This window comes from Thermicanus aegyptius DSM 12793 (assembly GCF_000510645.1).
Taxonomy (GTDB): Bacteria; Bacillota; Bacilli; order Thermicanales; family Thermicanaceae; genus Thermicanus; species Thermicanus aegyptius.
The window spans coordinates 1,305,412-1,329,784 of the sequence record NZ_KI783301.1 but is presented as its reverse complement, the minus strand read 5'-3'; the positions used below and the strand labels follow the sequence as shown (position 1 = coordinate 1,329,784).

At 48.7% G+C, this 24,373-nt stretch carries 22 protein-coding genes, 2 pseudogenes and 1 riboswitch; of the genes and pseudogenes, 5 read left to right on the top strand and 19 right to left on the bottom strand.

Annotation, left to right across the window (positions count from 1 at the left end; genetic code table 11):
- Nucleotides 1-36 precede the first annotated feature (36 nt).
- On the bottom strand, nucleotides 37-2,583 hold the full coding sequence (locus tag THEAE_RS0107130; RefSeq protein WP_039944892.1) for an adenosylcobalamin-dependent ribonucleoside-diphosphate reductase: 2,547 nt from the start codon (nucleotides 2,581-2,583) through the stop codon (nucleotides 37-39).
- Nucleotides 2,584-2,878: 295 nt separating this feature from the next.
- On the opposite strand from THEAE_RS0107130, the gene dat reads away from it, so the two are divergent.
- Nucleotides 2,879-3,724, top strand: a complete 846-nt coding sequence (dat, locus tag THEAE_RS0107125; protein WP_028986990.1) for a D-amino-acid transaminase — start codon at nucleotides 2,879-2,881, stop codon at nucleotides 3,722-3,724.
- 183 nt (nucleotides 3,725-3,907) lie between these two features.
- Nucleotides 3,908-5,044: a zinc-dependent alcohol dehydrogenase gene (locus THEAE_RS0107120; protein ID WP_005584296.1), complete on the top strand. Its 1,137-nt coding sequence runs from the start codon at nucleotides 3,908-3,910 to the stop codon at nucleotides 5,042-5,044.
- A gap of 19 nt (nucleotides 5,045-5,063) precedes the next feature.
- Here THEAE_RS0107120 and THEAE_RS0107115 read toward each other — a convergent pair whose 3' ends face one another.
- The 8 genes from THEAE_RS0107115 to gcvT form a co-directional block, all read right to left on the bottom strand.
- A complete protein-coding gene (locus THEAE_RS0107115) occupies nucleotides 5,064-5,903 on the bottom strand; it encodes a lipoate--protein ligase family protein (RefSeq protein ID WP_425426397.1) in 840 nt (279 codons plus the stop codon).
- Nucleotides 5,904-6,029: 126 nt separating this feature from the next.
- The gene (locus THEAE_RS0107110; RefSeq protein WP_028986988.1) at nucleotides 6,030-6,341 is read right to left on the bottom strand and encodes an AzlD domain-containing protein; all 312 of its coding nucleotides are present in this window, start codon (nucleotides 6,339-6,341) and stop codon (nucleotides 6,030-6,032) included.
- Entirely contained in the window at nucleotides 6,338-7,105 is a 768-nt protein-coding gene (locus THEAE_RS20295) for an AzlC family ABC transporter permease (RefSeq protein ID WP_245605535.1), read from the bottom strand. The genes THEAE_RS0107110 and THEAE_RS20295 overlap by 4 nt, the downstream gene beginning before the upstream one ends.
- Before the next feature lie 16 nt (nucleotides 7,106-7,121).
- Nucleotides 7,122-7,379, bottom strand: a complete 258-nt coding sequence (locus THEAE_RS20290) for an Rdx family protein (RefSeq protein WP_084213468.1) — start codon at nucleotides 7,377-7,379, stop codon at nucleotides 7,122-7,124.
- A gap of 105 nt (nucleotides 7,380-7,484) precedes the next feature.
- The gene (locus THEAE_RS20285) at nucleotides 7,485-8,648 is read right to left on the bottom strand and encodes a cation:proton antiporter (RefSeq protein WP_005584291.1); all 1,164 of its coding nucleotides are present in this window, start codon (nucleotides 8,646-8,648) and stop codon (nucleotides 7,485-7,487) included.
- A gap of 83 nt (nucleotides 8,649-8,731) precedes the next feature.
- Complete coding sequence (gene gcvPB, locus THEAE_RS0107090) at nucleotides 8,732-10,189, bottom strand: aminomethyl-transferring glycine dehydrogenase subunit GcvPB (protein ID WP_039944325.1); 1,458 nt, start codon at nucleotides 10,187-10,189, stop codon at nucleotides 8,732-8,734.
- Complete coding sequence (gene gcvPA / locus THEAE_RS0107085; protein WP_028986986.1) at nucleotides 10,186-11,532, bottom strand: aminomethyl-transferring glycine dehydrogenase subunit GcvPA; 1,347 nt, start codon at nucleotides 11,530-11,532, stop codon at nucleotides 10,186-10,188. Before gcvPA ends, gcvPB begins: the two co-directional genes overlap by 4 nt.
- A gap of 64 nt (nucleotides 11,533-11,596) precedes the next feature.
- Entirely contained in the window at nucleotides 11,597-12,700 is a 1,104-nt protein-coding gene (gene gcvT / locus THEAE_RS0107080; RefSeq protein ID WP_005584289.1) for a glycine cleavage system aminomethyltransferase GcvT, read from the bottom strand.
- Nucleotides 12,701-12,834: 134 nt separating this feature from the next.
- Nucleotides 12,835-12,924, bottom strand: a riboswitch (glycine riboswitch).
- Between the two features lie 183 nt (nucleotides 12,925-13,107).
- On the opposite strand from gcvT, the gene THEAE_RS0107070 reads away from it, so the two are divergent.
- The 3 genes from THEAE_RS0107070 (at nucleotide 13,108) to THEAE_RS0107055 (ending at nucleotide 16,764) form a co-directional block, all read left to right on the top strand.
- Nucleotides 13,108-14,829 carry a DEAD/DEAH box helicase gene (locus THEAE_RS0107070; RefSeq protein ID WP_052329828.1) on the top strand — a complete coding sequence of 574 codons (1,722 nt, stop codon included), beginning with the start codon at nucleotides 13,108-13,110 and terminating at the stop codon, nucleotides 14,827-14,829.
- A complete protein-coding gene (locus THEAE_RS0107065; protein ID WP_028986984.1) occupies nucleotides 14,811-15,656 on the top strand; it encodes a YqhG family protein in 846 nt (281 codons plus the stop codon). Before THEAE_RS0107070 ends, THEAE_RS0107065 begins: the two co-directional genes overlap by 19 nt.
- A 229-nt stretch (nucleotides 15,657-15,885) precedes the next feature.
- Entirely contained in the window at nucleotides 15,886-16,764 is an 879-nt protein-coding gene (locus THEAE_RS0107055; protein WP_028986983.1) for a hypothetical protein, read from the top strand.
- Between the two features lie 159 nt (nucleotides 16,765-16,923).
- Here THEAE_RS0107055 and THEAE_RS22505 read toward each other — a convergent pair whose 3' ends face one another.
- The 10 genes and pseudogenes from THEAE_RS22505 to THEAE_RS0107000 all read right to left on the bottom strand — a co-directional run bounded on the left by THEAE_RS22505 (nucleotide 16,924) and on the right by THEAE_RS0107000 (nucleotide 24,300).
- Nucleotides 16,924-17,100, bottom strand: a complete 177-nt coding sequence (locus tag THEAE_RS22505) for a YqzE family protein (protein ID WP_005584287.1) — start codon at nucleotides 17,098-17,100, stop codon at nucleotides 16,924-16,926.
- A gap of 93 nt (nucleotides 17,101-17,193) precedes the next feature.
- Entirely contained in the window at nucleotides 17,194-17,346 is a 153-nt protein-coding gene (locus THEAE_RS22925) for a hypothetical protein (protein WP_156920572.1), read from the bottom strand.
- A gap of 89 nt (nucleotides 17,347-17,435) precedes the next feature.
- Entirely contained in the window at nucleotides 17,436-18,710 is a 1,275-nt protein-coding gene (gene ltrA, locus THEAE_RS0107040; protein WP_039944322.1) for a group II intron reverse transcriptase/maturase, read from the bottom strand.
- Nucleotides 18,711-19,313: 603 nt separating this feature from the next.
- The gene (locus THEAE_RS0107035) at nucleotides 19,314-20,177 is read right to left on the bottom strand and encodes a hypothetical protein (RefSeq protein WP_028986981.1); all 864 of its coding nucleotides are present in this window, start codon (nucleotides 20,175-20,177) and stop codon (nucleotides 19,314-19,316) included.
- A 33-nt stretch (nucleotides 20,178-20,210) separates the two neighbouring features.
- The gene (locus THEAE_RS0107030; protein ID WP_028986980.1) at nucleotides 20,211-20,432 is read right to left on the bottom strand and encodes a type II toxin-antitoxin system HicA family toxin; all 222 of its coding nucleotides are present in this window, start codon (nucleotides 20,430-20,432) and stop codon (nucleotides 20,211-20,213) included.
- Complete coding sequence (locus tag THEAE_RS20280) at nucleotides 20,433-20,669, bottom strand: type II toxin-antitoxin system HicB family antitoxin (RefSeq protein WP_039944321.1); 237 nt, start codon at nucleotides 20,667-20,669, stop codon at nucleotides 20,433-20,435.
- A 178-nt stretch (nucleotides 20,670-20,847) separates the two neighbouring features.
- Nucleotides 20,848-22,197, bottom strand: a complete 1,350-nt coding sequence (locus THEAE_RS20275) for an ISLre2 family transposase (RefSeq protein WP_052329827.1) — start codon at nucleotides 22,195-22,197, stop codon at nucleotides 20,848-20,850.
- 242 nt (nucleotides 22,198-22,439) lie between these two features.
- Nucleotides 22,440-23,356, bottom strand: a pseudogene (locus THEAE_RS20270) (Rossmann-fold NAD(P)-binding domain-containing protein).
- 142 nt (nucleotides 23,357-23,498) lie between these two features.
- Nucleotides 23,499-23,660 (bottom strand): annotated as a pseudogene (locus tag THEAE_RS22495) (ATP-binding protein); the annotation flags it as partial.
- A gap of 337 nt (nucleotides 23,661-23,997) precedes the next feature.
- Entirely contained in the window at nucleotides 23,998-24,300 is a 303-nt protein-coding gene (locus tag THEAE_RS0107000) for a DUF5316 domain-containing protein (protein ID WP_028986978.1), read from the bottom strand.
- Nucleotides 24,301-24,373 lie beyond the last annotated feature (73 nt).

Below are 24,373 nucleotides of genomic sequence, written 5' to 3'. Positions count from 1 at the left end.
CCCTAGCCCACGCGGGACCAGGGTTTAAAAGCTTCTTTAACTGCACCGGGTGTAACCACAAGAGATACAGTTTTTACATCCCTCTTGATTAACGAGTGTGGCCGCACCGCACTGGGGACAAAGGTCCAGGGAATCCTCCCCATCGTCATCGTTCATCTTCTCCCGCAGCTCCTCCTGGAGATCATGGACATGTTCGTGGAAAACCGTCTCTTCTACAGTGGCAGCCACCGAGTGATTTTCATCGATTCCATCAATGTGCATCTCTATCGCTTTCGCCACCGCATCCGGAATCGATTCGACCCGATTGGCGCCGAAACCGACCGCTCCCGAACCTCCGATCCCTTTCAGATGCTTAATTAATAAGCGGGCCTTGTTTCCGTCAGGCAATTCTCCGAAGCGGAGGAAAAGCGTAGAGACACGGCCTAGTGCTTCTGACATGGCGAAAACATCGCTCCCCGCCTTTCCCACATTGACGATCACTTCAAAGGGTTTTCCATTTAATTCGTTCACGGTAATGTATGCTTTCCCCAATGGGGTATTCATCTTATAGGTAGCTCCTACCAGTTTCTTCGGCCTCCTCTTATAGGCGGAACCAACAGCCGCCTGGGTTGTGGATTGCGGTTCTTCCCGGCCGCTTTGGGGATGGACTTCTTTCTTTTCTTCCTTCTCCTCTTTGGCTGCGGAAAGAACCTGTACATCACGGCTTCCGTCTCTGTAGATGGTTACTCCTTTGCATCCCAGGTCAAAGGCCAATTCATACAATTTTTTGGTCTCCTCCACGGTAAAATCGTGAGGTGCATTGGCCGTTTTACTGATGGAGGAATCGACCCATTTCTGGATGGCGGCCTGGACCCGAATATGATCTTCGGCGCTTAGATCCATCGCCGTTACAAAATAATCGGGCAGGGGTTGGCCCGGATGCTCCTCCATCCACTTCTGTGCGATGGGAACATATTGTTCGTCCAATCCTAAGCGGCTTTGCCGTGTATACTTAAAGGCAAAATAGGGTTCGATCCCGGTGGAGGTTCCCACCATGGTTCCGGTGCTTCCGGTCGGCGCCTGGGTTAACAGCGTCACATTGCGAATCCCCTTGGTGCGGATCGCCTCTTTTACATCCTCGTCCAATTGTTGTATAAATTTCCCTTGCAGATGTTTCTCTGCATCAAACTTTGGAAAACTCCCTTTTTCTTCCGCGATATCGGTAGATGCCAAATAAGCCTCCCGGGCGATAAAGTGATAAAGCTTATCCAGGAAAGTAAGGGATTCGGGGCTACCATAGCGGATCCCCAACTTAATCATCATTTCGGCCAAGCCCATGGACCCTAAGCCGATTCTCCGCTCCCCTTTCTGATTCTCCTCATTCTCCTTAAAGTGATATGGTGTTGCGTCGATCACATTATCGAGGAAACGGACAGAAATGCGAACGGCCTCGCCCAGCTTCTCCCAATCCACTTCTTTCTCTTCTTCTTTCACGAATTTGGAGAGATTTAAAGCGGATAAGTTACAGACACCCCAGGGAGGAAGCCCCTGCTCTCCACAAGGATTGGTGGCAACAATCCGGTTAAAATACCAGCTGTTTGACATTTGATTATAATAGTCGATGAAGACAACTCCCGGTTCGGCACTTCGCCACGCAGACTCGATGATGGTATGCCAAACGTCCCGGGCTCGTACCGTTTTATAGTGAATCACCTTTCTCCCTTCTGCCTTCCATCTCTCGATGTCCCCGTCCCAAATCTGATCATAATCCGGATCCGACGTATCCGGGAAAATGAGATCCCAGTCTAAATCCTCCTTTACCGCCCTCATAAAGGCATTGCTGATACAGACGGAAAGATTCGCATTGGTCATTTTTCCCATATCCTGCTTAACGGTGATAAACTCAAGGAGATCGGGGTGATAATCATTCAGCATGAGCATTAAGGCACCACGCCGACTTCCCCCCTGTTCAATGAGACCTGTGGTATAACTGAACAACCCTCCCCAACTTACCGAACCGCTTGACGTGCCGTTTACTCCATGAACCCGGGCTCGTTTCGGTCGAAGAGTGGAAAGGTTGATCCCCACCCCTCCACCACGAGACATGATCTCCGTCATTTGGGTGAGGGTTTTCATGATCCCTTCCCTGCTGTCCTGAGGAGATGGGATGACGTAGCAATTAAAGAGGGTTAACTCATCATTTACCCCTGCTCCTGCGGCAATCCTTCCTCCGGGGACCAATTTCCAATCCTCTAACACCTCGCGAAATTTCTTTTCCCAATACGTTTGCTTCTCTTCCCCTTTTTCCACTTTAGCGATTGCTTTGGCCAGTCGGTCCCACATCTGTTCCGGAGAGGTTTCCAACGCCTTTGTCGCATCCTTTAACGGAATCAAAAGTTCTTGCCCGTTGCGGGTACGGACCCTGATCCTCTCCCCTGATCGCTCCAGAACCTCCGCCACCTCTTTTTGGGGAAATTTCGGGTCATCCTTCGTTAAAACGATGACGGTATCTCCACGTTCAATGTGATCCGGATCCAAGTCTTTCATGGCATAACGATCTAAGAAGATTTTTTCGCTCAAACCCGTAAGTTTCGTGCGGTTCATAAAAATTCCTCCCTCTTCTTTGCTTCTCTCTTCCGGCATCACCGGCAGAATACCTTCCAGGTAAACCAAGCATACCACATCTCCATCCTCCCGGACAAGCCTAAAACACAATATATTGTATGACGAATTTTTTTAAACACCAAGATATAGTAGGAGAGAACAAAAGGGCGAAAAATGTCAATAGATACATCGTGCAGATTTCACACAAAAAAAGAGTTTTCTTCTTCCTTCAATCGTAACTAGTCAAAATCTTTGAAAAGGATTAAAATAGAGAAAAAAAGGAGTGGAGGAAAAAATGGATTACATGTTATGGAATGGCCGTATCGTGCCGAAGGGAGAAGTGAGGGTTGACCCGGAAGATCGGGGATACCAGTTCGGCGACGGCGTATACGAAGTGATTCGAGTTTATCATGGCAATCTTTTTGCGGAAGCGGAACATTTTACCCGCCTCGAAAGAAGTTTAAAAGAATTAAGGATCCCTTTCCCTTATTCCTTAGAGAAACTATCCCGGCAGGTGAATGAACTGGTCCGATTGGAGAAGTTGGAAGACGGGATCATCTATCTTCAGGTAACGAGGGGAACCGCGCCTAGAGCACATGCGTTTCCACAAGAGGCCGAGGCCAATGTAATCGCCTATGCTTCCCCTTATCCCCGACCCGTCGATACCATCGTCAACGGGGGCTCCGCTATTTTGGCGGAAGATATCCGTTGGCTTCGCTGCGACATAAAGAGCATTAATTTGCTGGGAAATGTCCTGGCGAAGCAAGCGGCCAAAGAAGCGGGAGCTCTCGAAGCGATCCTGCATCGAGGAAAAACGGTAACCGAAGGAAGCTCCAGCAATTTATTTATGGTAAAAGAGGGGAAACTTTTTACTCATCCCTTAAATTCCCTCATCTTAAACGGCATCACCCGTCAAGTGGTGGTGAAATTAGCCCATCAATTAAAAATTCCTTTGGTGGAAGAAACGTTCACCATCGATCAGTTATTTGCGGCCGATGAGCTCTTCATCACCAGCACCACCAATGAAATTACGCCGATTTTAACCGTGGACGGCAAAAAAATCGGCCATGGGGTGCCTGGCGTCATCTCTCGTCAACTTCAAGAGGCTTTTGAACGGCGGATCGCTTTGTTAAAGGCGTAACGGACCGATTCAACCCATGTTTAACCGAATCGTTTGGGAAGGCTCCTACCCTGCTTTGGTTTGAGCAGGGGTAAAGGGAGCCTTCCTCTTTTATCTCCTGGATGGAACCAAAGCATCGGGGAAGAATAAGATCTGTCTCAAGGACGATCGTACATCCGTTGTATAAGGAGGAGAGAGAAAACGATGAAGGCAGTCACCTATCAAGGCATTAAAGATGTGAAAGTGAAGGAAGTAAATGATCCAAAACTGGAAAAAGAAGACGATGTCCTTGTCCGCATTACAAGCACCGCCATTTGCGGATCCGATCTTCACCTCATCCATGGGATGGTTCCGAACCTCCCGGAAGGTTACATCATCGGCCACGAACCGATGGGCATCGTAGAGGAGACAGGGTCTGAGGTAACCCGTTTAAAAAAAGGAGACCGGGTTATCGTTCCCTTCAATGTGGCTTGCGGAGAATGTTTTTACTGCAGGAATCATCTCGAGAGCCAATGCGACCGATCCAATCCCCATGGAGAGACAGGCGGTTATTTCGGATATTCGGAGACGTTTGGAGGATACGCAGGCGGACAGGCGGAAATGTTGAGGGTCCCGTTCGGCAATTTTACTCCCTTCCGGGTTCCCGAGGATTGCGAATTGGAAGATGAAAAACTTCTGTTCCTCTCCGACATTCTCCCCACTGCCTACTGGGGAGTGGATGCTTCGGGCGTTAAGGAAGGGGACAGCGTGGTCGTACTCGGAAGCGGGCCCGTCGGTTTGCTCACCCAAAAATTTGCTTGGCTGAGAGGGGCGGAACGGGTCATTACCGTTGATTATATCGACTACCGCTTGGCGCACGCGGAACGAACCAATCATGTCGAAACCATTAATTTTGAAAAAGAGGAAAACATCGGTGGCTATTTAAAGGAAATCACCCATGGCGGGGCCGACGTTGTAATCGATTGTGTGGGGATGGACGGAAAAATGACCTTTGTTGAATTGGTGGAAACCGCCTTGAAATTGCAAGGAGGCTCTTTAGGGGCGATCGAAATCGCAAGCCAAGCCGTCAGAAAAGGTGGGACGATCCAATTGGTGGGGGTTTACGGCATGCGGTATAACGCCTTTCCCCTCGGCGATTTATTCAGCCGGAATATTACCCTTAAAATGGGACAAGCCCCGGTCATCCATTACATGCCCGAAATTTACCGGATGATCGTAGAGGAACGGATCGACCCCACCGACATCATCACCCACCGTTTGCCCCTTGAGGAGGCTCAACACGGCTATGAAGTGTTTGATACAAAATCCGACGGCTGTATTAAGGTGGTTCTAAAACCGTAAAATCGACGGTATGTGCCCATTATCTCCTGAGGTTCCACGCATCTGTCCCGTATTTCTCCCGGGCCAACCTCTCCGCCAGGATCCATTCTTCTTTCGTTAACTCCCCCTCGATAAGCCGGATGCCCAATCCTTTCCGGAATCCTTCCGCAAAGGCTCCTTTTACCTCTTCCAAGGTGGCGGGGGAATGCATCCTTTCTTCGTTAATGGCCACCGCCCGTTTGAGAAAAAGCCGTTTTCCCCTTTGCCGCACCTCCTCAGAGGGAAAACGGAACAAGGAAAAGAGGAGGTCCGCATCGAGATCAATCAGGATGGAACCATGCTGTAGGATCACACCCCGTTGTCTCATCTGGGCACTTCCTGCAATTTTCCGCTCCCCTAGCACCAATTCATACCATGAAGGCGAGTCAAAACAAGCGGCTGTTCCGAGGGAAGCCTGTTTTCCTTTCTCCGACTCCGAATCCAGTTTCACCATCTCCACGGGAAGACCGAGCTGTCGAAACCCCTCCATCAAACCTAGACTAAAAAAACGGTACGAATCCGTGACGGTTGCGGGAATACCGGGGTAACCCTCCGATACCACGATGCTGTAGGTCAGCTCCTTGTCGTGAAGGACCGCTCTTCCCCCTGTGGGACGACGGACAAATCCGATCCCTTCTTCTTTAAGTCGGTTGAAATCAATCTCCTTCTCCGCTCTTTGAAAATATCCGACGGATAAAGTCGCCGGGTTCCACGTATAAAATCGAAGGGTGGGAGGTACCCTCCCTTCCCCATGAATTTGAAGAATGGCCTCATCGACGGCCATGTTGAGGGCAGGCGACAGGGCGCCTGTATCGATAAAACGCCATATCTCTTCCATCATTTCCCTCCTATTTTTTACTAACGCCATGTCTTTTCTTTCGAAATGCCCGGAGGATTCCCTCCTCGAAGCGAAACAAAGGCGGGAGAGGTTTCACTCACTCGGATACCGAAGATTTGACTCAGGATCCTAAAAGAACAATTGAAAGAGATACACAGCAAAGATGGCTCCGGTTATGACGAACACCACATGGAGTTTAAGCCAAACGAGGAGAACCGCTACCAGAAAGCCAACGATGGCGCTTGACAGATCTCCTGTCGAACTGAAGACCCCCGGAACAATGAGAGCCCCTAACATCGCATAGGGGATGAAGGAAAAAAAACGCCGTAGACGGGGGGGAATAAAGAGACGTTGGAGAAATAAAAAAGGAAGCAGCCTAGGGAGATAAGTAACGAGAGCCATTCCTAAAACCATGAGGATTAAGTCACGTAGGCTCATCATTTCTTACTTTCCCCCTCCATACGGTCAAAGCCTCTCTTCTCTCCTTGGACCTCTTCTTCCGGAGCGATGAATGACGCGATGGTGGCAAAGAGAAGCGTAGAGAGAATGAGGGAGACCCCCTGCGGCATAAACAGCGTGAGGAGGGAATTAACCACTGCTGCCCCAACGACGGTGAAAAAAATAAGACGGGAGCCCTTCATCGCAGGTAAAATAAGGGAAATAAACATGGCGTATAGGGCAATTCCCATGCTGCTTTGAAGTTCATCGGGGAGAAAGGACCCCGCTCCGTACCCGATGAGAGTCCCTATAACCCAGGAAGAATAGGCGATCCCATTTAACCCCAACATAAACGGGAAGGTGAGTCGCCCGGGTGTAAAAGATGCGAGGGAAAAGGTTTCGTCGGTCACACCAAAAGCGATCAACGCCTTTCTCCAAAGACTCTTTTCCGAAATGCGGGTAGAGAGACTGGCAGACATCAAGAAATGACGAAAATTGAGGAGAAAGGTAAAGAGGACGATGTTTCCCCAAACCGCTCCACTTGCCACCATCTGGACCGCTACAAACTGGCTTGCTCCCGCAAAAACAAGGAGAGAAAGAAGGGCGGTAATGGTAAAGGGAATCCCGTTCCCTTTGGCCAATAAACCAAACGCGACGGCAATGGGAATGTAACCCAAGGCAACGGGAAGGCTAACCCTCATTCCGTTTAGCCACTCGGAACCTACGGTGATCGGCTCAATTTTTTTCTGTTCGATCTCTGTTCGCAAAACTCTCCCCCCATCTTTACAGCGTTTCCATCTCATTCATGGTACGAAGCAGCCGATCTGTATCGGGAAACTCCCCTGTATCCAGCTTTGAGTGAAGGAGACGGCCATTTACCGTCACTTCAAATTTTCCTCCCTTTGTGGGGATCAGGAGCAATTCTTTAATCTCTGTCCCAAAATAGTTAAGAAGGAATTGAGATAACGAGAGGGCTTCCGGTGAATAGTCACACCAGACGCAAAATTCAATGACAATCCTGTATTCCCGTTCCGAAGCCATTGTTACATCATCCTCTTTTTTTACCTTGTTTATAAATGTAACACAAAAAGAACATGAGAACTACCATGAAGGAACCTCCCTCATGGTAGATGCCCACCCCCAAGATCAGGGCTGCTCATCCGTTCCGAGCGGTGGCAAAGGCTCTTTTCTCTGAAAGAACAGTTTCATCAGGGGAGGTGTAGCCAACGTTGTCAAAAGGACCATCACCACGATCACCGAAAAATAAGAAGGAGGCAAAAGACTCTTCTCCAAACCGATTGAAGCCAATATGAGGGCAACCTCTCCTCTGGAAATCATCCCTGCCCCAATCCCTGCCGAGCTCTTCAACCCAAAACCGGAAAGCCTCGCCCCAAGTCCAGCACCGATCCATTTGGTAGCAACAGCTATCAACGTGAGAAAAAGAAGAAAGATCATTTGATTTCCTACCTGAGTAAAATTGACCGAGATTCCGATGGAGGTAAAAAAGACAGGGACAAAAAAGGCGTACCCAATCGTCTCCACCTTCTCGAAAACCTCCTGTTTGTAATCGGTCAAACTAACGGCAATTCCGGCAAGATAGGCGCCAATGACATCGGAGACGCCAAAAAACTCCGCCATGGCCGCATAGAAAAAGGCAATCACGAGCCCCGCCGTAATGACCGATTCCGTCACCCTCAGAGGGGCGAAATACCGAAGAAGATGGGGGACGAAAAAGAGAGCAAGGAGGATAGCAAACAGAAAGAAGAAGCTTTGATGAAGAATCACACTCCCCAAACTCACTCCGCTCTGTGTCAAGCTCATCATGACGGCAAGTGTGATCATGACCAGGATGTCATCGATCACTGCCGCTCCCAGAATGACCGATCCTTCCCTCGTTTTCAATCGATTCATTTCTTTTAAAGACTGTACGGAGATGCTTACACTGGTGGCAGACAGGAGAAGCCCGAGAAAAAGGGATTGAAAAGGATCAAGTCCTAAATAAATGCCCACCGCGTAACCGAGCCCTAAGGGCAAAAGAATCCCCAGCGTTCCCACCGAAACCGAAGCGAACCCCGTCTTCTTAAGAAGCGCCAAATCGGTCTCCAATCCGGCTATAAACATGAGGAGTAGAACCCCGATCTCGCTGATCTCCGTGAGAAATTCATTGTCTTTGACCCATCCTAAAAGTGAGGGACCTAAGAGAATGCCGACCAATAATTTTCCGAGAACCGCCGGTTGTCCCAACCGAACACTCAGGTCTCCAAAAAGTTTTGAAGCCATTAAGATGAGCGCAATTTCTGCAATAAACATGGGAACCTCCTCTGTAAAAGAATCTCCCTTCTTTACGCTTTTATGAACAAGGAGGTTTCCCAGTTTATGTTAGTTCGACTCTCCTACTTTTCCCCTCTATACCGCAGGACCGGATGCCGGGCCGCAGTGACCTCATCGAGGCGGCCTACCACCGTATGGTGAGGAGCTTCCTGCACCACCTCCGGGGTTTCCTCCGCTTCTTTCGCGATCTGAATCATCACCTCGGCAAATCGGTCTAAGGTCTCTTTGCTCTCCGATTCGGTCGGTTCTATCATCATCGCCTCTTCTACGATGAGAGGGAAGTAGATCGTAGGAGGATGATAGCCGAAATCGAGAAGTCGTTTTGCCATATCCAGGGTTCGCACCCCCAATTTCTTTTGCCTTTTCCCGGAAAGGACAAATTCATGCTTACATAAACCGGGAAATGGGAGCTCAAATGAGGTCTCCAATTTCTTCATCAGATAATTGGCATTTAAAACCGCATTTTCGGCGATGCTCTTTAAGCCGTCTCCCCCTAAGCTGCGGATATATGCATAAGCGCGAACCAAAATGCCGAAGTTTCCATAAAACCCTTTCACCCTGCCGATGGAGTTCTCTCCCTCTTCGCGAAAACGGTATCTCTCCCCCACTTTCTCGATTACAGGAAGAGGTAAGAAAGAGGACAGGAATCCCTTCACTCCTACGGGACCGGCACCGGGGCCGCCTCCTCCATGGGGGGTGGAGAACGTTTTATGCAGATTTAAGTGAACAACATCAAATCCCATGTCTCCAGGGCGGGCTATTCCCAAAATCGCATTCGCGTTGGCTCCGTCATAATAGAGAAGTCCTCCGGCTTCATGAACGATCTCCGCAATGGTGAGGATCTCCTCCTCGAATAGGCCCAGAGTGTTGGGATTGGTTAACATGAAGGCCGCCGTATCCGGACCTGCCGCTTTTCGCAAGGCTTCAATATCGACCAAACCCTTTCCATTCGAAGGAATGGTTACCGTTTCAAAACCCGCAACCGATGCACTCGCCGGGTTCGTCCCATGGGCGGAATCCGGAATAAGTACTTTCTTCCTTCCTTTTTCCCCCCTCTGTTCATGATAAGCCCGTATAATCATGAGGCCGGTCCATTCACCATGAGCGCCCGCCGCCGGTTGGAGCGTTACCGCATCCATCCCGGTAACCTCCGCTAAATCTTGCTGCAGATGATACAGGAGTTCTAATGCCCCTTGAATCTGTTCTTCAGGTTGATAAGGATGTAGATGAAGAAACCCTGGAAGGCGAGCCACGTCTTCGTTGATTTTCGGGTTATATTTCATGGTGCAGGATCCTAAGGGATAAAAACCGGAATCAACCCCATGGTTTCGCCGGGACAACGCGGTATAATGCCGAACCAGATCCAGCTCCGACACTTCAGGCAACCGGGCCTCCTCATCACGGAGAAAGCCTGCCGGCAAGAGATCCTCCGGATCAAATCCCCCCATCTCTCCTTGGGGAAGGCTGTAGGCGATGCGACCAGGTTTAGAAATTTCAAAGATCAGCGGTTGATCGTTCATTGTAATCCCTCCAATAACCGGACAAAGCGGTCCACTTCCTCTTTTGTCCTAAGATCGGTTACGGCGATGAGAAGATGATTTTCCAGTTCCGGATATTTCTTGCCCAAATCATATCCGGCCAGGATCCCATGGCGAAGCAATCTTTCCTGAATTTCCCGTACCGGGATCGGAGTCTTTACGACGAACTCGTTAAAAAAGGGAGCTTTAAACGGATTTTCGTAACCGGGAAGGGCTGAGATAAGATGTTCCGCATAATGGGCTTTCTGGAAGTTGAGGCGGGCCAATTCCGCATACCCTTTCCTGCCCAAAGCGGCCATGGTGATGGCCGCAGCCACCGCATTTAAAGCTTGATTGGAACAGATGTTGGAGGTGGCTTTTTCTCTGCGGATGTGTTGCTCCCTCGCCTGAAGGGTGAGAACAAAACCTCTCCGGCCTTTCTCATCCTTTGTTTCTCCCACAATCCTGCCTGGAATCTTCCGCATATATGTGGAAGTTACCGCGAAATAGCCGCAGTGTGGGCCTCCAAATTGGGGAGGAATTCCCAACGGCTGCATATCCCCTACGACCACATCTGCTCCCATTCTCCCGGGAGGTGTGAGAAGCCCCAATGAGACGGGATTGGCGCTAACGATAAAAACCCCTTTTTTCCTGTGAACCACTTCTCCCAAGGAAGAGAGATCCTCGACGGCGCCAAAGAAGTTGGGGTATTGAACGATGAAGGCGGCCACCGTTTCATCCATCTTCCGTTCTAAGTCCTCTAAAGAGGTAAGGCCTTCCTCGAAAGCCACCTCCTCAACCTGGATTCCTTGACCATGGGCATAGGCGGTGAGAACCTCCCTCGCCTCAGGATGGACGGCCCGGCTAATGATTACTTTTTTCCTTTTTTTGTCACCGGCCGCCATCATGGCCGCCTCCGCCAGTGCGGTCGCTCCATCGTACATGGAAGAATTGGCAACTTCCATTCCGGTGATCTCGCACACCATCGTTTGAAATTCAAACATCGCCTGCAGTTCACCTTGGCTGATCTCCGGTTGGTAAGGAGTATAGGCCGTATAAAATTCCGAACGGGAAAGAAGATGGGAGACGACACTGGGGATGTAGTGTTCATAGACACCGGCCCCCAAGAAGCTAACCAGTTGGGTCAGATCCGTGTTCTTGCCGGCCAGATTCCGCATGTGTCTCATAAGTTCCCCCTCCGAAAGCCCCTCGCCGACCTTAAGGGTCCTCTTCAGGCGAACCGCTTCCGGGATATCTTGAAAAAGCTCTTCCACCGATTCCACCCCCAGAAAAGAAAGCATCTCCTTTCGATCTTCCTCTGTTTGGGGGAAATAACGATGCACCATCTCTTTTCCTCCTTTGCCATTCATAACGTGTCAACTTCTCCACATTCCCATAAAACGTTCTCATCTATTCCGGTTTTCGTTTGTAAAAGGGGGTTTTTACCACCTTTGCTTTCAATTTTTTCCCTCGAATCTCCACGGCAAGTTCTTGGCCGATCTCCGTCCCCCCCCGTTTTACCAGAGCAAGAGCGATACTTTTCTCCAGCGTGGGGGAATGGGTTCCGCTGGTAACGACACCCACCTCCTCTTCGCCAAGAAAAACGGGATACCCATGCCGGGGGATTCCCCGATCGATCATCTCTATCCCCACCAACCTGCGTGGAAGGCCGTTTTCCTTCTGTTCCCGGAGCGCCTCTTTTCCGATAAAATCAACCGGTTTCTCTAATTTTACCCACGGATTTAACCCTGCTTCCAGAGGGGTAATCTCCGGACTTAACTCTTGCCCGTAAAGGGGGAGTTTCGCCTCAAGACGGAGGGTATCGCGGGCTCCCAATCCACACGGGAGAACGCCTTCCTCCTTTCCTACCTCGAGAATGGTTTCCCATAAGGAAAGAGCCTCTTCCGGTGAAACGTACATTTCAAATCCATCTTCTCCGGTATACCCCGTCCTGGATAAAAGAACACGTATTCCGTCCAGCATTACTCCTTGCTTAAAAGAAAAGGGGCGAATCTCGTTCAGATCTTCTCCCGTCAGACGGCTCAGCAACGACGGGGCCAAAGGACCCTGCAAGGCGAGGAGGGCCATCGCATCGGAGAGATTCTCAATCTCTCCCTCTCCGTCAAAATGGCGGCGGATCCATTCCAGATCTTTCTCAATATTGGCTGCATTTACGATGAGCAGGTACTCTTCCGCATCAAGTCGATAGACCAGAAGATCATCCACCGTTCCCCCGTCCGGATAGCACATGGGGCTGTAGATCGCTTGTCCGATCTTCATCCGGGATGCATCGTTGGTAATCAAGAGTTGGATCAAGGAGAGGGCATCAGGACCGCTCACCCGAATCTCTCCCATGTGGGAAATATCGAACAGACCGGCCCTTTTCCTGACCGCTTCATGTTCTGCCAAGATGGATGTGAATTGGACAGGCATTTCCCATCCGCCGAACTCAATCGTTTTAGCACCGTACTTCCCGTAAAGGGGATAAAGGGGAGTCCTCTTTAAGCTTCCCATCTCAACACCTCCATTTTTGCCCAAATCAAAAGGGACAGAAGGAGCATCCTGTCCCCTGTCCCTTTACCTGAGAGTATCCTCCCTATCGGAGTTCCTCCTTTGGTGGCTTCCTGCGGAAGCACTCTCCAGAGATGCGTCAAGCAAAGATCCTTTTGCCTGAAAGTTTCACCAACGTGGCTTTCTTCTTCGGCGGCGCCACCTGCGCTCTCTCCCTCTGCTCTCATCCGCGCATAGGTTCAATTTGTTCCGGGAGATACTATGAGTATACCCCTTACCTACCATCCTATCAGAAAAATCGAGTTTGACAATCACTTTCTTTAAAATCAGGACACAATACGTGATGCAAAAATTATACGAAGATGAAAAACCCAGGAAGGAAAGAAAGAGATGAAAAAGGAGGTGACGACATGACCCCTGTCCCCGTCCGCATTCACCACCAATCATTCATGGAGCTGGAACGACGAATGAGGGAAGATGGCCCCTGGGATAGCTGGACCCTATTTCAAATGGCCTATCGGGCCGAAGAGGCTACCGCCATAAAAGAATTTCATGAGCTCCAATCTTTAAAAGCCTTACCCCATCTCAATTTATACCCCCATCAAAAGAGAAGCATTCAAAAAGTCCTTTTTGAAATGCACGGCCGTGCCCTACTCGCCGATGAGGTGGGATTGGGGAAGACGATCGAAGCCGGTCTCATCCTAAAAGAATATCTCCTGCGGGGATTGGTGAAAAAGTCCCTCATCCTCGTTCCTTCCTCCCTTGTATTGCAATGGCAACGGGAGTTGGCCGATAAGTGCCTCATTCCCGCCATCGTCCAAAGAAAGGCATATATGTGGGAAAAAGAAGCGATTCTAATCGCCTCCATCGACACGGCTAAACGGGAACCCCATCGGAGCCACGTCCTCAATCAGGAATACGACATGCTCATCATCGATGAAGCCCACAAACTAAAAAACGAGAAGACGAAGAATTATCAATTCGTCAAGGAGATTCGAAAGAAATACTGTCTTCTCCTAACCGCCACTCCCATCCAAAACGAACTGAGTGAACTCTACAATCTGATCACCCTCTTAAAACCCGGATATCTGGGGTCAACGTCGGAATTTCAAGGAAAATATGTGGAAGGAAAGCGGGAGTCGAAGAACAGCAAGCTGTTAAAGATGGAGTTGGACCGGGTCATGATCAGAAATCGCAAGGCAGACAGCGGGATTTCCCTGCCCAAGCGGAATGTAGTCACCGTCCCCATCGAACTGACTCCCGAGGAGCGCCTCTTTTATGAAAAGGTAACCTCCTTTGTACGCCAGCAGTATCGGGAAAAGGGGATTCGAGGAACGCTCCCCCTCATCACCCTTCAGCGGGAGCTTACCTCGAGCAAAGATGCCACATACCTCAGTTTAATCCGGATGTTGGAACAGCTGCCCCCCGAATCTCCCCTCCGTGATGAAATTGGGGAATTGGTGGAAATCGGAAAAAGGGTGACCGTCAACACCAAAGCGAAAAAAGCGGTAGAACTGATTCAAGAGATCAACGATAAAGTGATTCTCTTCACCCAGTTCCGGGGGACCATGAATTACTTACAACATTATTTGCATGAACACGGCATTACCTCCATTCCCTTCCGCGGGGGATTTGGGAGAAACAAAAAAGACTGGATGAGGGAATTGTTTGAAAAAAGGGCCCAAGTCCTGGTGGCCACGGAGGCAGGAGGAGAAGGGATTAATCTCCAATTTTGCAACCGGATCATTAATTATGACCTCCCTTGGAATCCCATGAAGATTGAACAACGGATCGGCAGGATTCACCGCCTCGGTCAACGGAGGGAAGTTACCATCTATAACTTGACAACCTTGGGAACCGTCGAGGAAGCCATTCTCCATTTGCTCTATGAAAAGATCGACCTTTTCGAAATCGTAATCGGGCAACTGGATACCATTCTCGAACGCCTGCCAAAGGGGACCACGTTGGAGACACATTTGATCGATATCTTTATGGGATCCAGGAGCGAACAGGAGATGCGAATCAAGCTGGAAAATGTGTCGGAGGTCTTTCATTCCATCCGCCGGCTGCAAGAGGAGACAGGGGAGGATCGTGCTCTTAAGGAGGTTTCCCATTGGATCAACAAGAGGTAAGGGAATTCGTCGAAGCCTTCTTTCAACACAGGAAATGCGATTTATTGCGCAAGGATCAGAACTTGATCACCGTCCGCCTTACGCCTGAAACGGATAAAGACCTGGGTTACCGTCCCTTTTATTGGAGCTATGTAGAATCGATGGGAATGAAACCAGAGCTATTGGAGATCACTTACCTCTTTCAACCCCAAGAGGTAAAGGAGTTGCGAACGGAGCCATTATTGTTCGGTTCCCCACGGCTTAAAGCCATCTTCGAAGCGACGAAAAAAAAGGGGAGATTTATTCGCCTGTACGAGGAAGTTCCCTTTGCATCCAAAAAGAAACCCCTTGATCCATGGCTCTTCGTAAACTATAAGGTGGAATACCTATCCGATCTCAAGCGGGACAAACTCCTCTCTTTCGGCCTTCATCTGGGAACAGGAAGGATCATCGAAGATTTTTTCTCCCGCATCCTCTCCCTTCCCCTAAATTCCACCCTCTCCCCTCATCTATTTTTAACCCCCCCTCGTCTCACCATCCGGGAGGCCGCCTTTCGTCTGGAGGAGAGAATCTTAAGCCTCCTCCGTGCCGAAGGAGAGGAATGGGCCGATGAAGCAAGGAGGCGCCTTGAGGCGGAAAAAAAACAAACCCTTCAATACTACGAAAGGAGATTGGGAGAAATTCGGGAAAAGGGGAAAAGAGAAGAAGAGGAAAATTTCCTTCAGAAGGTGATCCGGGAACGGGAGAAAAGATTAAGGGAACTGGAATGGCAATATTCTCCCCACATTGAGGTAAATCCCATCAACCAAGGGATTCTCTATCTCCTTCCCACTTCCCTCTCCCCATGAGAACCGATGGAAAGAAATCTGACTTCTTCCATCAAAGGATGGAATATTTTGATAAAAAAAGAAGAGAAAATGAAAGGAGATCCTGACAGGAAAAAACAAACATTTTTCCCCTTTTCCCCTATGATGAAAGAAAAGCTTGTCCCCACCGAAATGGATTTCCCCAAAATGGGATAAAGAGAAATCTCTTATCGGACACCGGATTCCCACTCTATCAAAAGGAGTTGATCTCATGCGAAAGAAATGGTTTCCCCTTCCCCTTCTTTTCATGTTTTTGCTTCTCTTCCCCCAAGAAAGCTCCGGGAATTCTTTGAACGAACATTGGGAGGAAACGTTTACACGCCAAACCCACGCTTGGATAGAGGAGCTGATCCAAAAAGGCGGCGTTTTTTCCTCATGGAGAGATGGAAAAATCAGCAAAGAGCCCCTGGGTCCCAATTCGCGAACCTGGCTCGTCACGATCAGGAAAGGAGAATCTAAGGTGGGCTATCTGGTGATTGGTGAAGATGACCAGGGCCACTTTCTCCTCCTGGAATATGGGACGGATGGAAACAGCCTCTTCGATGAAGATACGCTTTCCTCTTATTATCCCGACACGAAAGCGACGAAGAAGGAGAAAATTTATCAAGGGATATCCTCTTATTTTCTTGTGAAAGGAAATGGAGAGGAGCGGGTTTTTGATGCAAAAACCACCGAAGCTATACCGGAGGAATGGAGCGGGATGGAGGTACGAACTCCCACAGACGATCTACACAATTTGGGTCCTCCTTTATCGCCGAAAGAAATGACCCAAAGCTCCGTCGCAGAAAGAAAGGAGATGGAGGGGGCATTTCCCATCGAGGCAATTTTAAAAAAGAGGAGGAAAGTAGACGAACCTAAGGAGATCATCTTAAATCACACCTATCTCGACATCCGCATCCGGCATGGAAAAATACATCTCCTTTTGCCTGTCGTGGGCTTTCATCGGTGGGATCAGGAGATTTACTACATCGCCCTTGACCAGGAAGGATACCGTTTTCTTCCTCTTTTTCCCAAAGGAAAAGAAACCGATGGGAAATTCGTACCCACGGTTTCTTTGGAAAACCTCTTTACCGTTGCAAACGATTCTTAAGGGTTTCAGCCACTTGTCCGGCGGTCCTTCCTTCCGCGTTTGCGACTGGGACGCGGCGATCCTTTCCGACATTTCCTTCATGTTCTCATTCTCACCTGGCAAAACCATCGCCTCATAGTGGCCATTTATGCTCTCTCTGTCATCTCAAAAGCCCACCGATCATTTTTTCCCCCTTTTATGTTTTTCCCACGCCAATTTCGCCGCCATGGGCAGAAGTCCAAACATCCGCATGGAAAAGGGCTCCTTCGCCTTCTTTTTCCTGCCTTCACGGGGTTGATCCAAATAACGAACCAATTCTTGCGTCATATATCGAATCAGGTCATTGGATGAAGCCATTTGATCCCCTTCCTTTCCCACTGTTCTATTTTTTACAAAATGGAGGGAATATATTCTTTGAGGGGGATAGGATTCGCCCCCCCAACATCAATCTCAGTGGTTGGGATAGCTGGAGAGATTGATGTCGAATATATTCCCGCCGTCAAGATAACCCCCAAAAACCTGAAAGACAGCAAGAAGGGATAAAAGAAGCGCCAAAACCAAAGAGGCGCTTATCCATCGTTTGTGACGCAAAATCGGATTCATCTTCATCCTCCTTATCTTGGAATCAAAAATCGAGTAGGAGGGGGCGGCTAACCCCCGTCCTCTCACACCACCTAGCATGCGGTTCCGCACTAGGCGGTTCGCCAACCTTGACGAAGCTCGTTGTATCTTTGGGTTAAACTCTTGAGACCTTGGGACTGCCAATAGGCAATTCCGAGGGCTTTGTGTAAGTGGGGAGTTTGAGAGGTGCGCCATGCGCCTTTTCGCGTATTCGCGATTTCGAGGACTTGTCTTTCAGGGAGGCCCAAGGCTCGTAACTCCCGGATTCTAGTTCGAACCCGTTTCCACTGGTGCCATAGGCATAACCGCAGTCTTCTGCGGGTCCATTGTTCCAGCGTCTTAAGTATAGAGGGCGTTTCGATGAGTGCGTAGTATCCCATCCACCCCATGAGATATTGATTGAGTATCCGGATGCGTTCCTTCATCGAGATACTCCATGTTGGGGTTGTTAATTCCCTGATTTTGTTCTTGACCCGCTTTAGCGATTTGGGCGCTAGTCGGATTCTCGCTTCCTTCTCAAAGGTGAAGCTGAACCCCAGGAACTTCCGTTTCCAGGGCCAGTCTACTGCGCTTTTCTCCTCATTTACTTTGATTTTAAGTCTTCCTTCCAAGAATCGCGTGACACTCGCTTTGATCCGTTCCCCTGCCCGCCTTGTTTTCACATAGATGTTACAGTCGTCTGCATATCTGCAGAAGCGCAATCCCCGGCGTTCCAGTTCCTTGTCCAAGTCATCCAGTAATATGTTTCCAAGCAGCGGACTGAGTGGTCCCCCTTGTGGAGTCCCTTCCTCACTGCTCACGCAGACGCCACCCGTCATAACCCCTGATTGCAGGTATGCCCGGATAAGTTTCAAGACTCGCTTGTCTTTTATTTTCCTTGCTACCCTACTCATCAGGATGTCATGATTCACCCGGTCAAAGAATTGTGCCAAGTCGATATCTACCACAATACGGTATCCCTCGCGGATAAACCGTTGGGCTTGTCTTACTGCGCTATGGCCGCGGCGGTTTGGTCGAAAACCAAAGCTGTTGGGGGAAAACCCCGGGTCAACGATGGGGGTCAGGACTTGAAGGATGGCTTGCTGAATCAACCGGTCAATCACGGTAGGGATGCCCAGTAGCCGAACTCCGCCGTCGGGTTTCGGGATTTCGACCCTTCGAACCGGAGAAGGTTTGTAGGTTCCCTCCAGCAATTGCTGGCGAATCGTCCCCCAGTGCTTCATGACATATTCCCGGAGTTGCTCGGTCGAGACTCCATCGATGCCTACCGCACCTTTGTTGGATTCCACCCGATGTAGGGCTTCCAACAGATTCTGCCGTGATAGGATTTGTTCCATCAAGTCCATTACTGATACTTCTCCCTTCGCAGGATGACATTCAGGTCTTGCCGGTCGATGCTCTGCCCTCTCCGGCGCCCTCAGAGCTTCACTCTTACTTCCCCGGAGTAGTTCCTTGCGGAATTCTGCATTCAACACATCGCGTCTCGAAAGATTCTGACTCATCCTTGAATTGACGTTCAGCCCTTCCGCTTTCCGGCGTCCCGTATTTGCGTACTATGGCTTCTGCTGACTCCTGCACGTTCAGCGGGACCTTACGACCCCGGTTACCATCGGCAGATGGCGTTCCGTGCAGGCCTCCCCAGGTAAGGACGTTATCTTTCCGCCCATGTGCCTACCCAAGTTTACTGAAATAGCCCTTGGCGGCTTTGGACTTTACCTTGTTTAGCAGGCTCATCCGACTATTCCAGCCTCAAATTGGGTTCGTGTACCTTAGGCCGGGCGTTTGCCGTAAGCTTCCTCCAGATTCCACCTCACGATGGACACCCTTGCTGTTGGCTAACGGTAGGCGCTCGCCAGCCCCCGTTCGGGACTTTCACCCTAAAGATAACGCCCATGCTGGGCGCACGAAAAGGAGCCGTCGATAGGACGGCTCGCTAAATGACTTATTCTTTATTCGCTTTTGGTGTACCATGACCTTGTCACCTGATACGTCGTTTGTGGAATCCAAGCGGCTTCATCCTTCGTCCAGGGTCTCCATTCGCTGCCGGGTGTAAAGCTTCTCCGTTTGGTGAAATAATCCGGCAGAATCTTGCTTCCGGGGCTATAGTCGCTTTCTTCTGTGGAGTAGCCTCCAACAGCAAACTGAAAATCGCCTCCGCCACGAATTTCCTTGACCATATAATCCGTGTTATTCCAGCGGTATACTTCAACATACTTTAGGCTAAAATCGTCATTGGAATAGATCACAAAAGGCGGGGTAAAGCGGGTATCTACCTCTCCGGTCGCCCTTCCTGTTCCGGAATAAAAGCCAATAACCACACCTGATTTCTTGATCTCTTCCATAATTTCCGGAGTAACAATCTCGCTTAATACTCCATTGAATTTTTCGTCATTGAAACCAGCCCATCCTGCGCTATTCACATAACTTCCAATCGGATTTTTGACGGTGACCCGGAATGCGTAACGCTGTCCAATGGGGCGGAAGATGAAGCTGTCCAGTTTTCCTTCTTCGTTGAAGTGATAGTCGAGGAGAATGGCGTAGTCGAAGGACCATTGGGTCATCAATCCTAAATCCCTCGTTACTTTTGCTTTCGGAATCTGATCCCAAGAATCTACTCCATATTTATACTTGGCAATTCGATTCATCACTTCTTTTTCATAAGGGCTGGCGGGAATGGGGCCTTTGTAATACGCCCAGAGAAGCTCTTGCAGCGAAAGGCGCAGAAAGGGATCAGAATTCGGTTTACTGATTTCGTCCGGATGTTCCTTTGTCCGTTTCCTCCTTTTTTTAAAAATGAAAAGACCAAGATTCATCTTAGAACCTTGGTCTTTTAAAGCTCTTACTTACTATTCGTGTAAATAAGAGAGAAACTCTTCTACCGTCATCCCGGCTTGGCGAATTGCGTTTCTTAATGTCCCTCGTTTAATCGGATCATGAAGCGGAATGGTGACATGACGTTCTTTTTTGACAAGATGAATATGTGAACCTTTCTGGCGCTTTATTTTAAAGCCTGCATTTTGAAAGGCTCTTAGCACCTCACGACTTGAGATTGAAGGAAGCGGCGGCATCTAATCCACCTCGACTACAGCGAAGATTGGATCAATATCCATTTTTTCTCCTTCTTCCATCCCCTCAAGGTGAAGTTCAATAGCTTCTTTTGCGTTCTTCAAACACTCTTCCACCGTATCCCCCTGGGTGACACACCCGGGAAGTCCGGGAACCTCTACAGTATAACCCCCGTCCTCTGGATCCGGTATAAGAATGATATGGAACTTTCTCAATGTTAATCTCTCCTTGTATATCATCTTTAGACCTTAAAGGGATTATACCTTGAAAGAAATTTCTTTTCCATAACCCCCCTAATCTTGTCTGAGTCAAGTCATCGTGGGCACCTTCCCAAAATGATTTAAAACTTTTTTTGCCCTCTCTCACTTGGTAGCGCTTTCGTTTATCATCCTTTCATTTTCCATGCATGGTTTTCCTTTAATTTCCTCTTAACAATCCTTTTATGGCCCGACCCGTCGGACTGCTTTGCATAGGCCCCAGCAACAAGCGAATTGTCCCGTCAATACACCCTTTCGACTCTCGTTTCACTTCACGTAACCACTGGCGTATCGTGGATTTTACAGACGAAACGTTTTGGCTCGTGTCCCCTTTGCGGTTCGTCAAAGGACGCCCTTCTTTCATTTTCATGATCGTTCTGAGCATCGCCTGTACGCCCCGTACGCTCCAACTATACCCTCCGCCTTTTGTCCGCTTCGCCATGATCCGCATTTGCGCCTCCGCACTTCCCATGGGCCTCATTCCGCTCGTATCGATGCCTGCGTTTCGCAAGGTCTCCCGGTAATCCCGCAGATGTTCCCGATGACGTTCTAAAAACGCCCGGTACTTCCTCCATTCCTCCCGCCATTCTTCCGCAATTTTCGTTTCCGGAACAGCCGTAAGCGTCCCCAACAATGTATCGGAATCAAACGAGGCGAGTGCTTTTCGAACTTTTTCCCATGTCTTGGGCAAATGTCCAACATACCGTTTGAGCTCCCGGGCCACATGAAACCGGTCCAGGGTAAACACGCAATGGTGGAAGTAGGAGGTGCATTCCTCAATCCATGCTGCTCCGTCTCCATTCACCACCAGCCATGTCTGTTCATCCACATCGTAATGTTGTACCAAAAAGTCCCCGAATCCTTCCCAAAAATCGCCCTCTCCGGTATGTAAATAATGTCGCTTGCCCTTCAGGCGGATTCGTCCCCCTTCGTTTTCCCAGCCCTCATGCACCACGGCAATGCGGTTCTCCATCCCGCGGCGTCGATTACGTTGCAGTTTGGTGTACAGTCCGTCCGCCTCCACAAACAAGACCCGGACGGGACGCCGTTCATTGTGAGCAGGTTCTGGGCGTTCGGCCTGTTCGATGAGTTTGTCCCGGATGGCTTCATGACTGAGTACCGGGTATCCCAACAAGGCTTTCAGACGCTGGGCGCTATCCCGGTACGACGGCCCCTGACTGGCAAACTGAATCGCCAACTCTTCCAGGTAAGGACTGAGTTTGTCCCGCCCCTCATACTGCAGCATCTGATCCAGCAAAAAGACGTGCTTTCCGGTCTTTCGGTCCAGGTATAATCGCCGCTTGAACCGCACGGTACCAAACAAAGTCTCGATACTGATTTCCCGTTGGTCTTTAAGGCGAAAGCGAGCGGAATCCCGATGTTCCATAATCCGTTCGTCCAGCGCCTCCAAAATCCGGCGCAACCCCTCAGCAAACAGCTCCTGCAATCTGCGAAACAAGGTGCTTTCAAGATCTTTTATTGTGGGAAATTTCGTGGTAATCTTTTGCATAGAGGGCCTTCTCCTTTCTTGGTGTGTTTTTTTGTCCATTTAATACTCTACCAAGGAGAAGGGCCCTTTTCTATATCCGGGAATTATTTTTTATTCATTTTCTCATTCCCTCTGCCCACGAACATTTTACTCTAACCCTAATCTTAATCGCTTTCCCTTTACGTAAATACAATTGGAATCTACGAATTGACATTAGTTTGTTTTGTACTCCCAATCGACTACCTCCTAATTTCGTCTAACTGTCATTTAAGTAGATACAGGAGCAATGCCTTTTCGACATGCATCCGATTCTCCGCTTGTTGATAGATGATCGATTTTTCACTTTCGATTAATTCCTCTTCTATTTCAAATCCTTATGAATCGGCATATCATGCATAAGATACGGAGTTTTACCGCCTAGATTTTTCTTTCCAACCTGAAAGTCTGACATTAGTTTGATCCGGCGATCGCGCTCATCCTTATAGCTAGGATCATTGAAATACTGCATGTCGATCCACGTGTCTGTATAGACAAAATCAGATTGTGCTGCTGCTTCGGCTAATGTGTTCATTTGCGTTATATAACCACTAGCGTAAGCTTCTTCCATCAACTCTTGATCCCAAGATTCTTCATTGATCAAAGGAGTCACCAGATTTAGCCGCACTCCTACTTTCATACAGCCGGCAACCAACGAGTTTGCTACATTGTTATGCACGCCAACATAGGTCAGGGTAACGCCATCGAACGTACCCTTCATCTCATAGATGGTCATAAGATCAGCAAGTGCCTGTGAAGGGTGATATTTCTCACAACATCCATTGATCACTGGCACACGCGAGTATTTTGCGAGTTCAAGAAGATCAGAATGTTTAAGCAATCGAGCCATTATCACGTCACAGTTTCGTGACACATAGGAGACCTCGTAACGGATTGGTGAGATTAAGAAATTGGATGCGTTCCAATCGAGAGTGACCGCGTACCCACCTAATTGGTTGATCGCTGACTGGTAAGATAGTGACGTTCTCGTGGATGTTTTTTGAAAAAGCAAAAGCAATCCTTTTCTTTCTAGAGAATTGTAGTATCTTTCCGGATTGGATTTGATATTGATTCCATTTATTATAATTTTTAATATATCTTGGCCTGATAGTTCCTTCAAAGACAAAATATGTTTCACGTACATCATTCCTCTCGTTGTAAATATAATTGAATATTATGTATTTTTCAACCCAAAATTCCGCCATTCGCTCATTTAATTTTCCCCCACCTGTGAAACAGAGAATTTACAGATGGCGGTAATTCCCCTTCGGATTTTTTTCTTGAGATTAAGCCAACTGTTGCTTCGACAGCCACTCCTTGGTTTCTTTCATGCGGTACGAATTGCCGTTCATGTTGACGATGTACGACTGATGGGTCAGCTGGTCGATCATCGCGGCGGTCATGACCGGGTCTTGAAAGATTTCGCCCCAACGCTCAAATGACAGGTTGTAGCAAGTAAGAGGCAGGATCACTTCCTTATGTTAGCAACCTAGATTCGCCATCCACTTGTTACCTATGTTACGTCGGGTTAGGTGCTGCACACCTAGCCCTTTTCGTTACACCCTCTTTCTATCCCAATTTAGCCTAATAAGCGAATGTCCGCCGATTACATTTCCTAAAATTGGGGAGGCTTCGTCCATCAAATTGTCAAGCCCATTTTAGCGAGTTTTGGGAAGTTTTGGGGAAAAAGTTTTTCGCTTTTCCTTCAACACTTTTTCCCGTCTAGCTTTCCGGACTTCGCAATGAATTCTGAAATCCCAAAAACAGGAAATTCAATCTTCGATGTCAACGGGAGAAATTTTGAAATAGATACATGATAACGGCTGTGACCAGATTAGGAATCGAGATCATCATAAAGTAGAGGGCAAGCTTGACCCTCTCTTTCCTTTCATCCGATTCCTCATGGGTATAGTTGGCCCGGATGCGATCTCCGCTTCCTAAAACCCCTGCAATCACCGCCGCGATCACCATCGATATAATCCCGCTCATCGTGGTATATTGCATGAGGAGATTCATGTCCCGCATCACGAGGGAAAGGATGAAAAGGATCAATACGATGAGGACTCCAATTCCGAAAGATTTTAGCATTTTATCTCACTATCTCCTTATATTTCTTCTTATATTATAATATATTAATTTGCAAAAACCACAAACGCCGACT

Excerpts from the sequence above, each read along its gene's own strand:
- THEAE_RS0107130 (WP_039944892.1), bottom strand. The coding sequence starts at position 2,583 with ATGAACCGCACGAAACTTACGGGTTTGAGCGAAAAAATCTTCTTAGAT.
- THEAE_RS0107115 (WP_425426397.1), bottom strand. The coding sequence starts at position 5,903 with ATGATGGAAGAGATATGGCGTTTTATCGATACAGGCGCCCTGTCGCCT.
- THEAE_RS22505 (WP_005584287.1), bottom strand. The coding sequence starts at position 17,100 with ATGGCTTCATCCAATGACCTGATTCGATATATGACGCAAGAATTGGTT.
- THEAE_RS0107110 (WP_028986988.1), bottom strand. The coding sequence starts at position 6,341 with ATGATGAGCCTACGTGACTTAATCCTCATGGTTTTAGGAATGGCTCTC.
- THEAE_RS20275 (WP_052329827.1), bottom strand. The coding sequence starts at position 22,197 with ATGCAAAAGATTACCACGAAATTTCCCACAATAAAAGATCTTGAAAGC.
- THEAE_RS0107035 (WP_028986981.1), bottom strand. The coding sequence starts at position 20,177 with ATGAATCTTGGTCTTTTCATTTTTAAAAAAAGGAGGAAACGGACAAAG.
- ltrA (WP_039944322.1), bottom strand. The coding sequence starts at position 18,710 with ATGGACTTGATGGAACAAATCCTATCACGGCAGAATCTGTTGGAAGCC.
- THEAE_RS20280 (WP_039944321.1), bottom strand. The coding sequence starts at position 20,669 with ATGATATACAAGGAGAGATTAACATTGAGAAAGTTCCATATCATTCTT.
- THEAE_RS20290 (WP_084213468.1), bottom strand. The coding sequence starts at position 7,379 with ATGGCTTCGGAACGGGAATACAGGATTGTCATTGAATTTTGCGTCTGG.
- THEAE_RS22925 (WP_156920572.1), bottom strand. The coding sequence starts at position 17,346 with ATGAATCCGATTTTGCGTCACAAACGATGGATAAGCGCCTCTTTGGTT.
- THEAE_RS0107055 (WP_028986983.1), top strand. The coding sequence starts at position 15,886 with ATGCGAAAGAAATGGTTTCCCCTTCCCCTTCTTTTCATGTTTTTGCTT.
- THEAE_RS0107000 (WP_028986978.1), bottom strand. The coding sequence starts at position 24,300 with ATGCTAAAATCTTTCGGAATTGGAGTCCTCATCGTATTGATCCTTTTC.
- dat (WP_028986990.1), top strand. The coding sequence starts at position 2,879 with ATGGATTACATGTTATGGAATGGCCGTATCGTGCCGAAGGGAGAAGTG.
- THEAE_RS20285 (WP_005584291.1), bottom strand. The coding sequence starts at position 8,648 with ATGTTTATTGCAGAAATTGCGCTCATCTTAATGGCTTCAAAACTTTTT.
- THEAE_RS0107120 (WP_005584296.1), top strand. The coding sequence starts at position 3,908 with ATGAAGGCAGTCACCTATCAAGGCATTAAAGATGTGAAAGTGAAGGAA.
- gcvPB (WP_039944325.1), bottom strand. The coding sequence starts at position 10,189 with ATGAACGATCAACCGCTGATCTTTGAAATTTCTAAACCTGGTCGCATC.
- THEAE_RS0107070 (WP_052329828.1), top strand. The coding sequence starts at position 13,108 with ATGACCCCTGTCCCCGTCCGCATTCACCACCAATCATTCATGGAGCTG.
- gcvPA (WP_028986986.1), bottom strand. The coding sequence starts at position 11,532 with ATGGTGCATCGTTATTTCCCCCAAACAGAGGAAGATCGAAAGGAGATG.
- THEAE_RS0107030 (WP_028986980.1), bottom strand. The coding sequence starts at position 20,432 with ATGCCGCCGCTTCCTTCAATCTCAAGTCGTGAGGTGCTAAGAGCCTTT.
- gcvT (WP_005584289.1), bottom strand. The coding sequence starts at position 12,700 with ATGGGAAGCTTAAAGAGGACTCCCCTTTATCCCCTTTACGGGAAGTAC.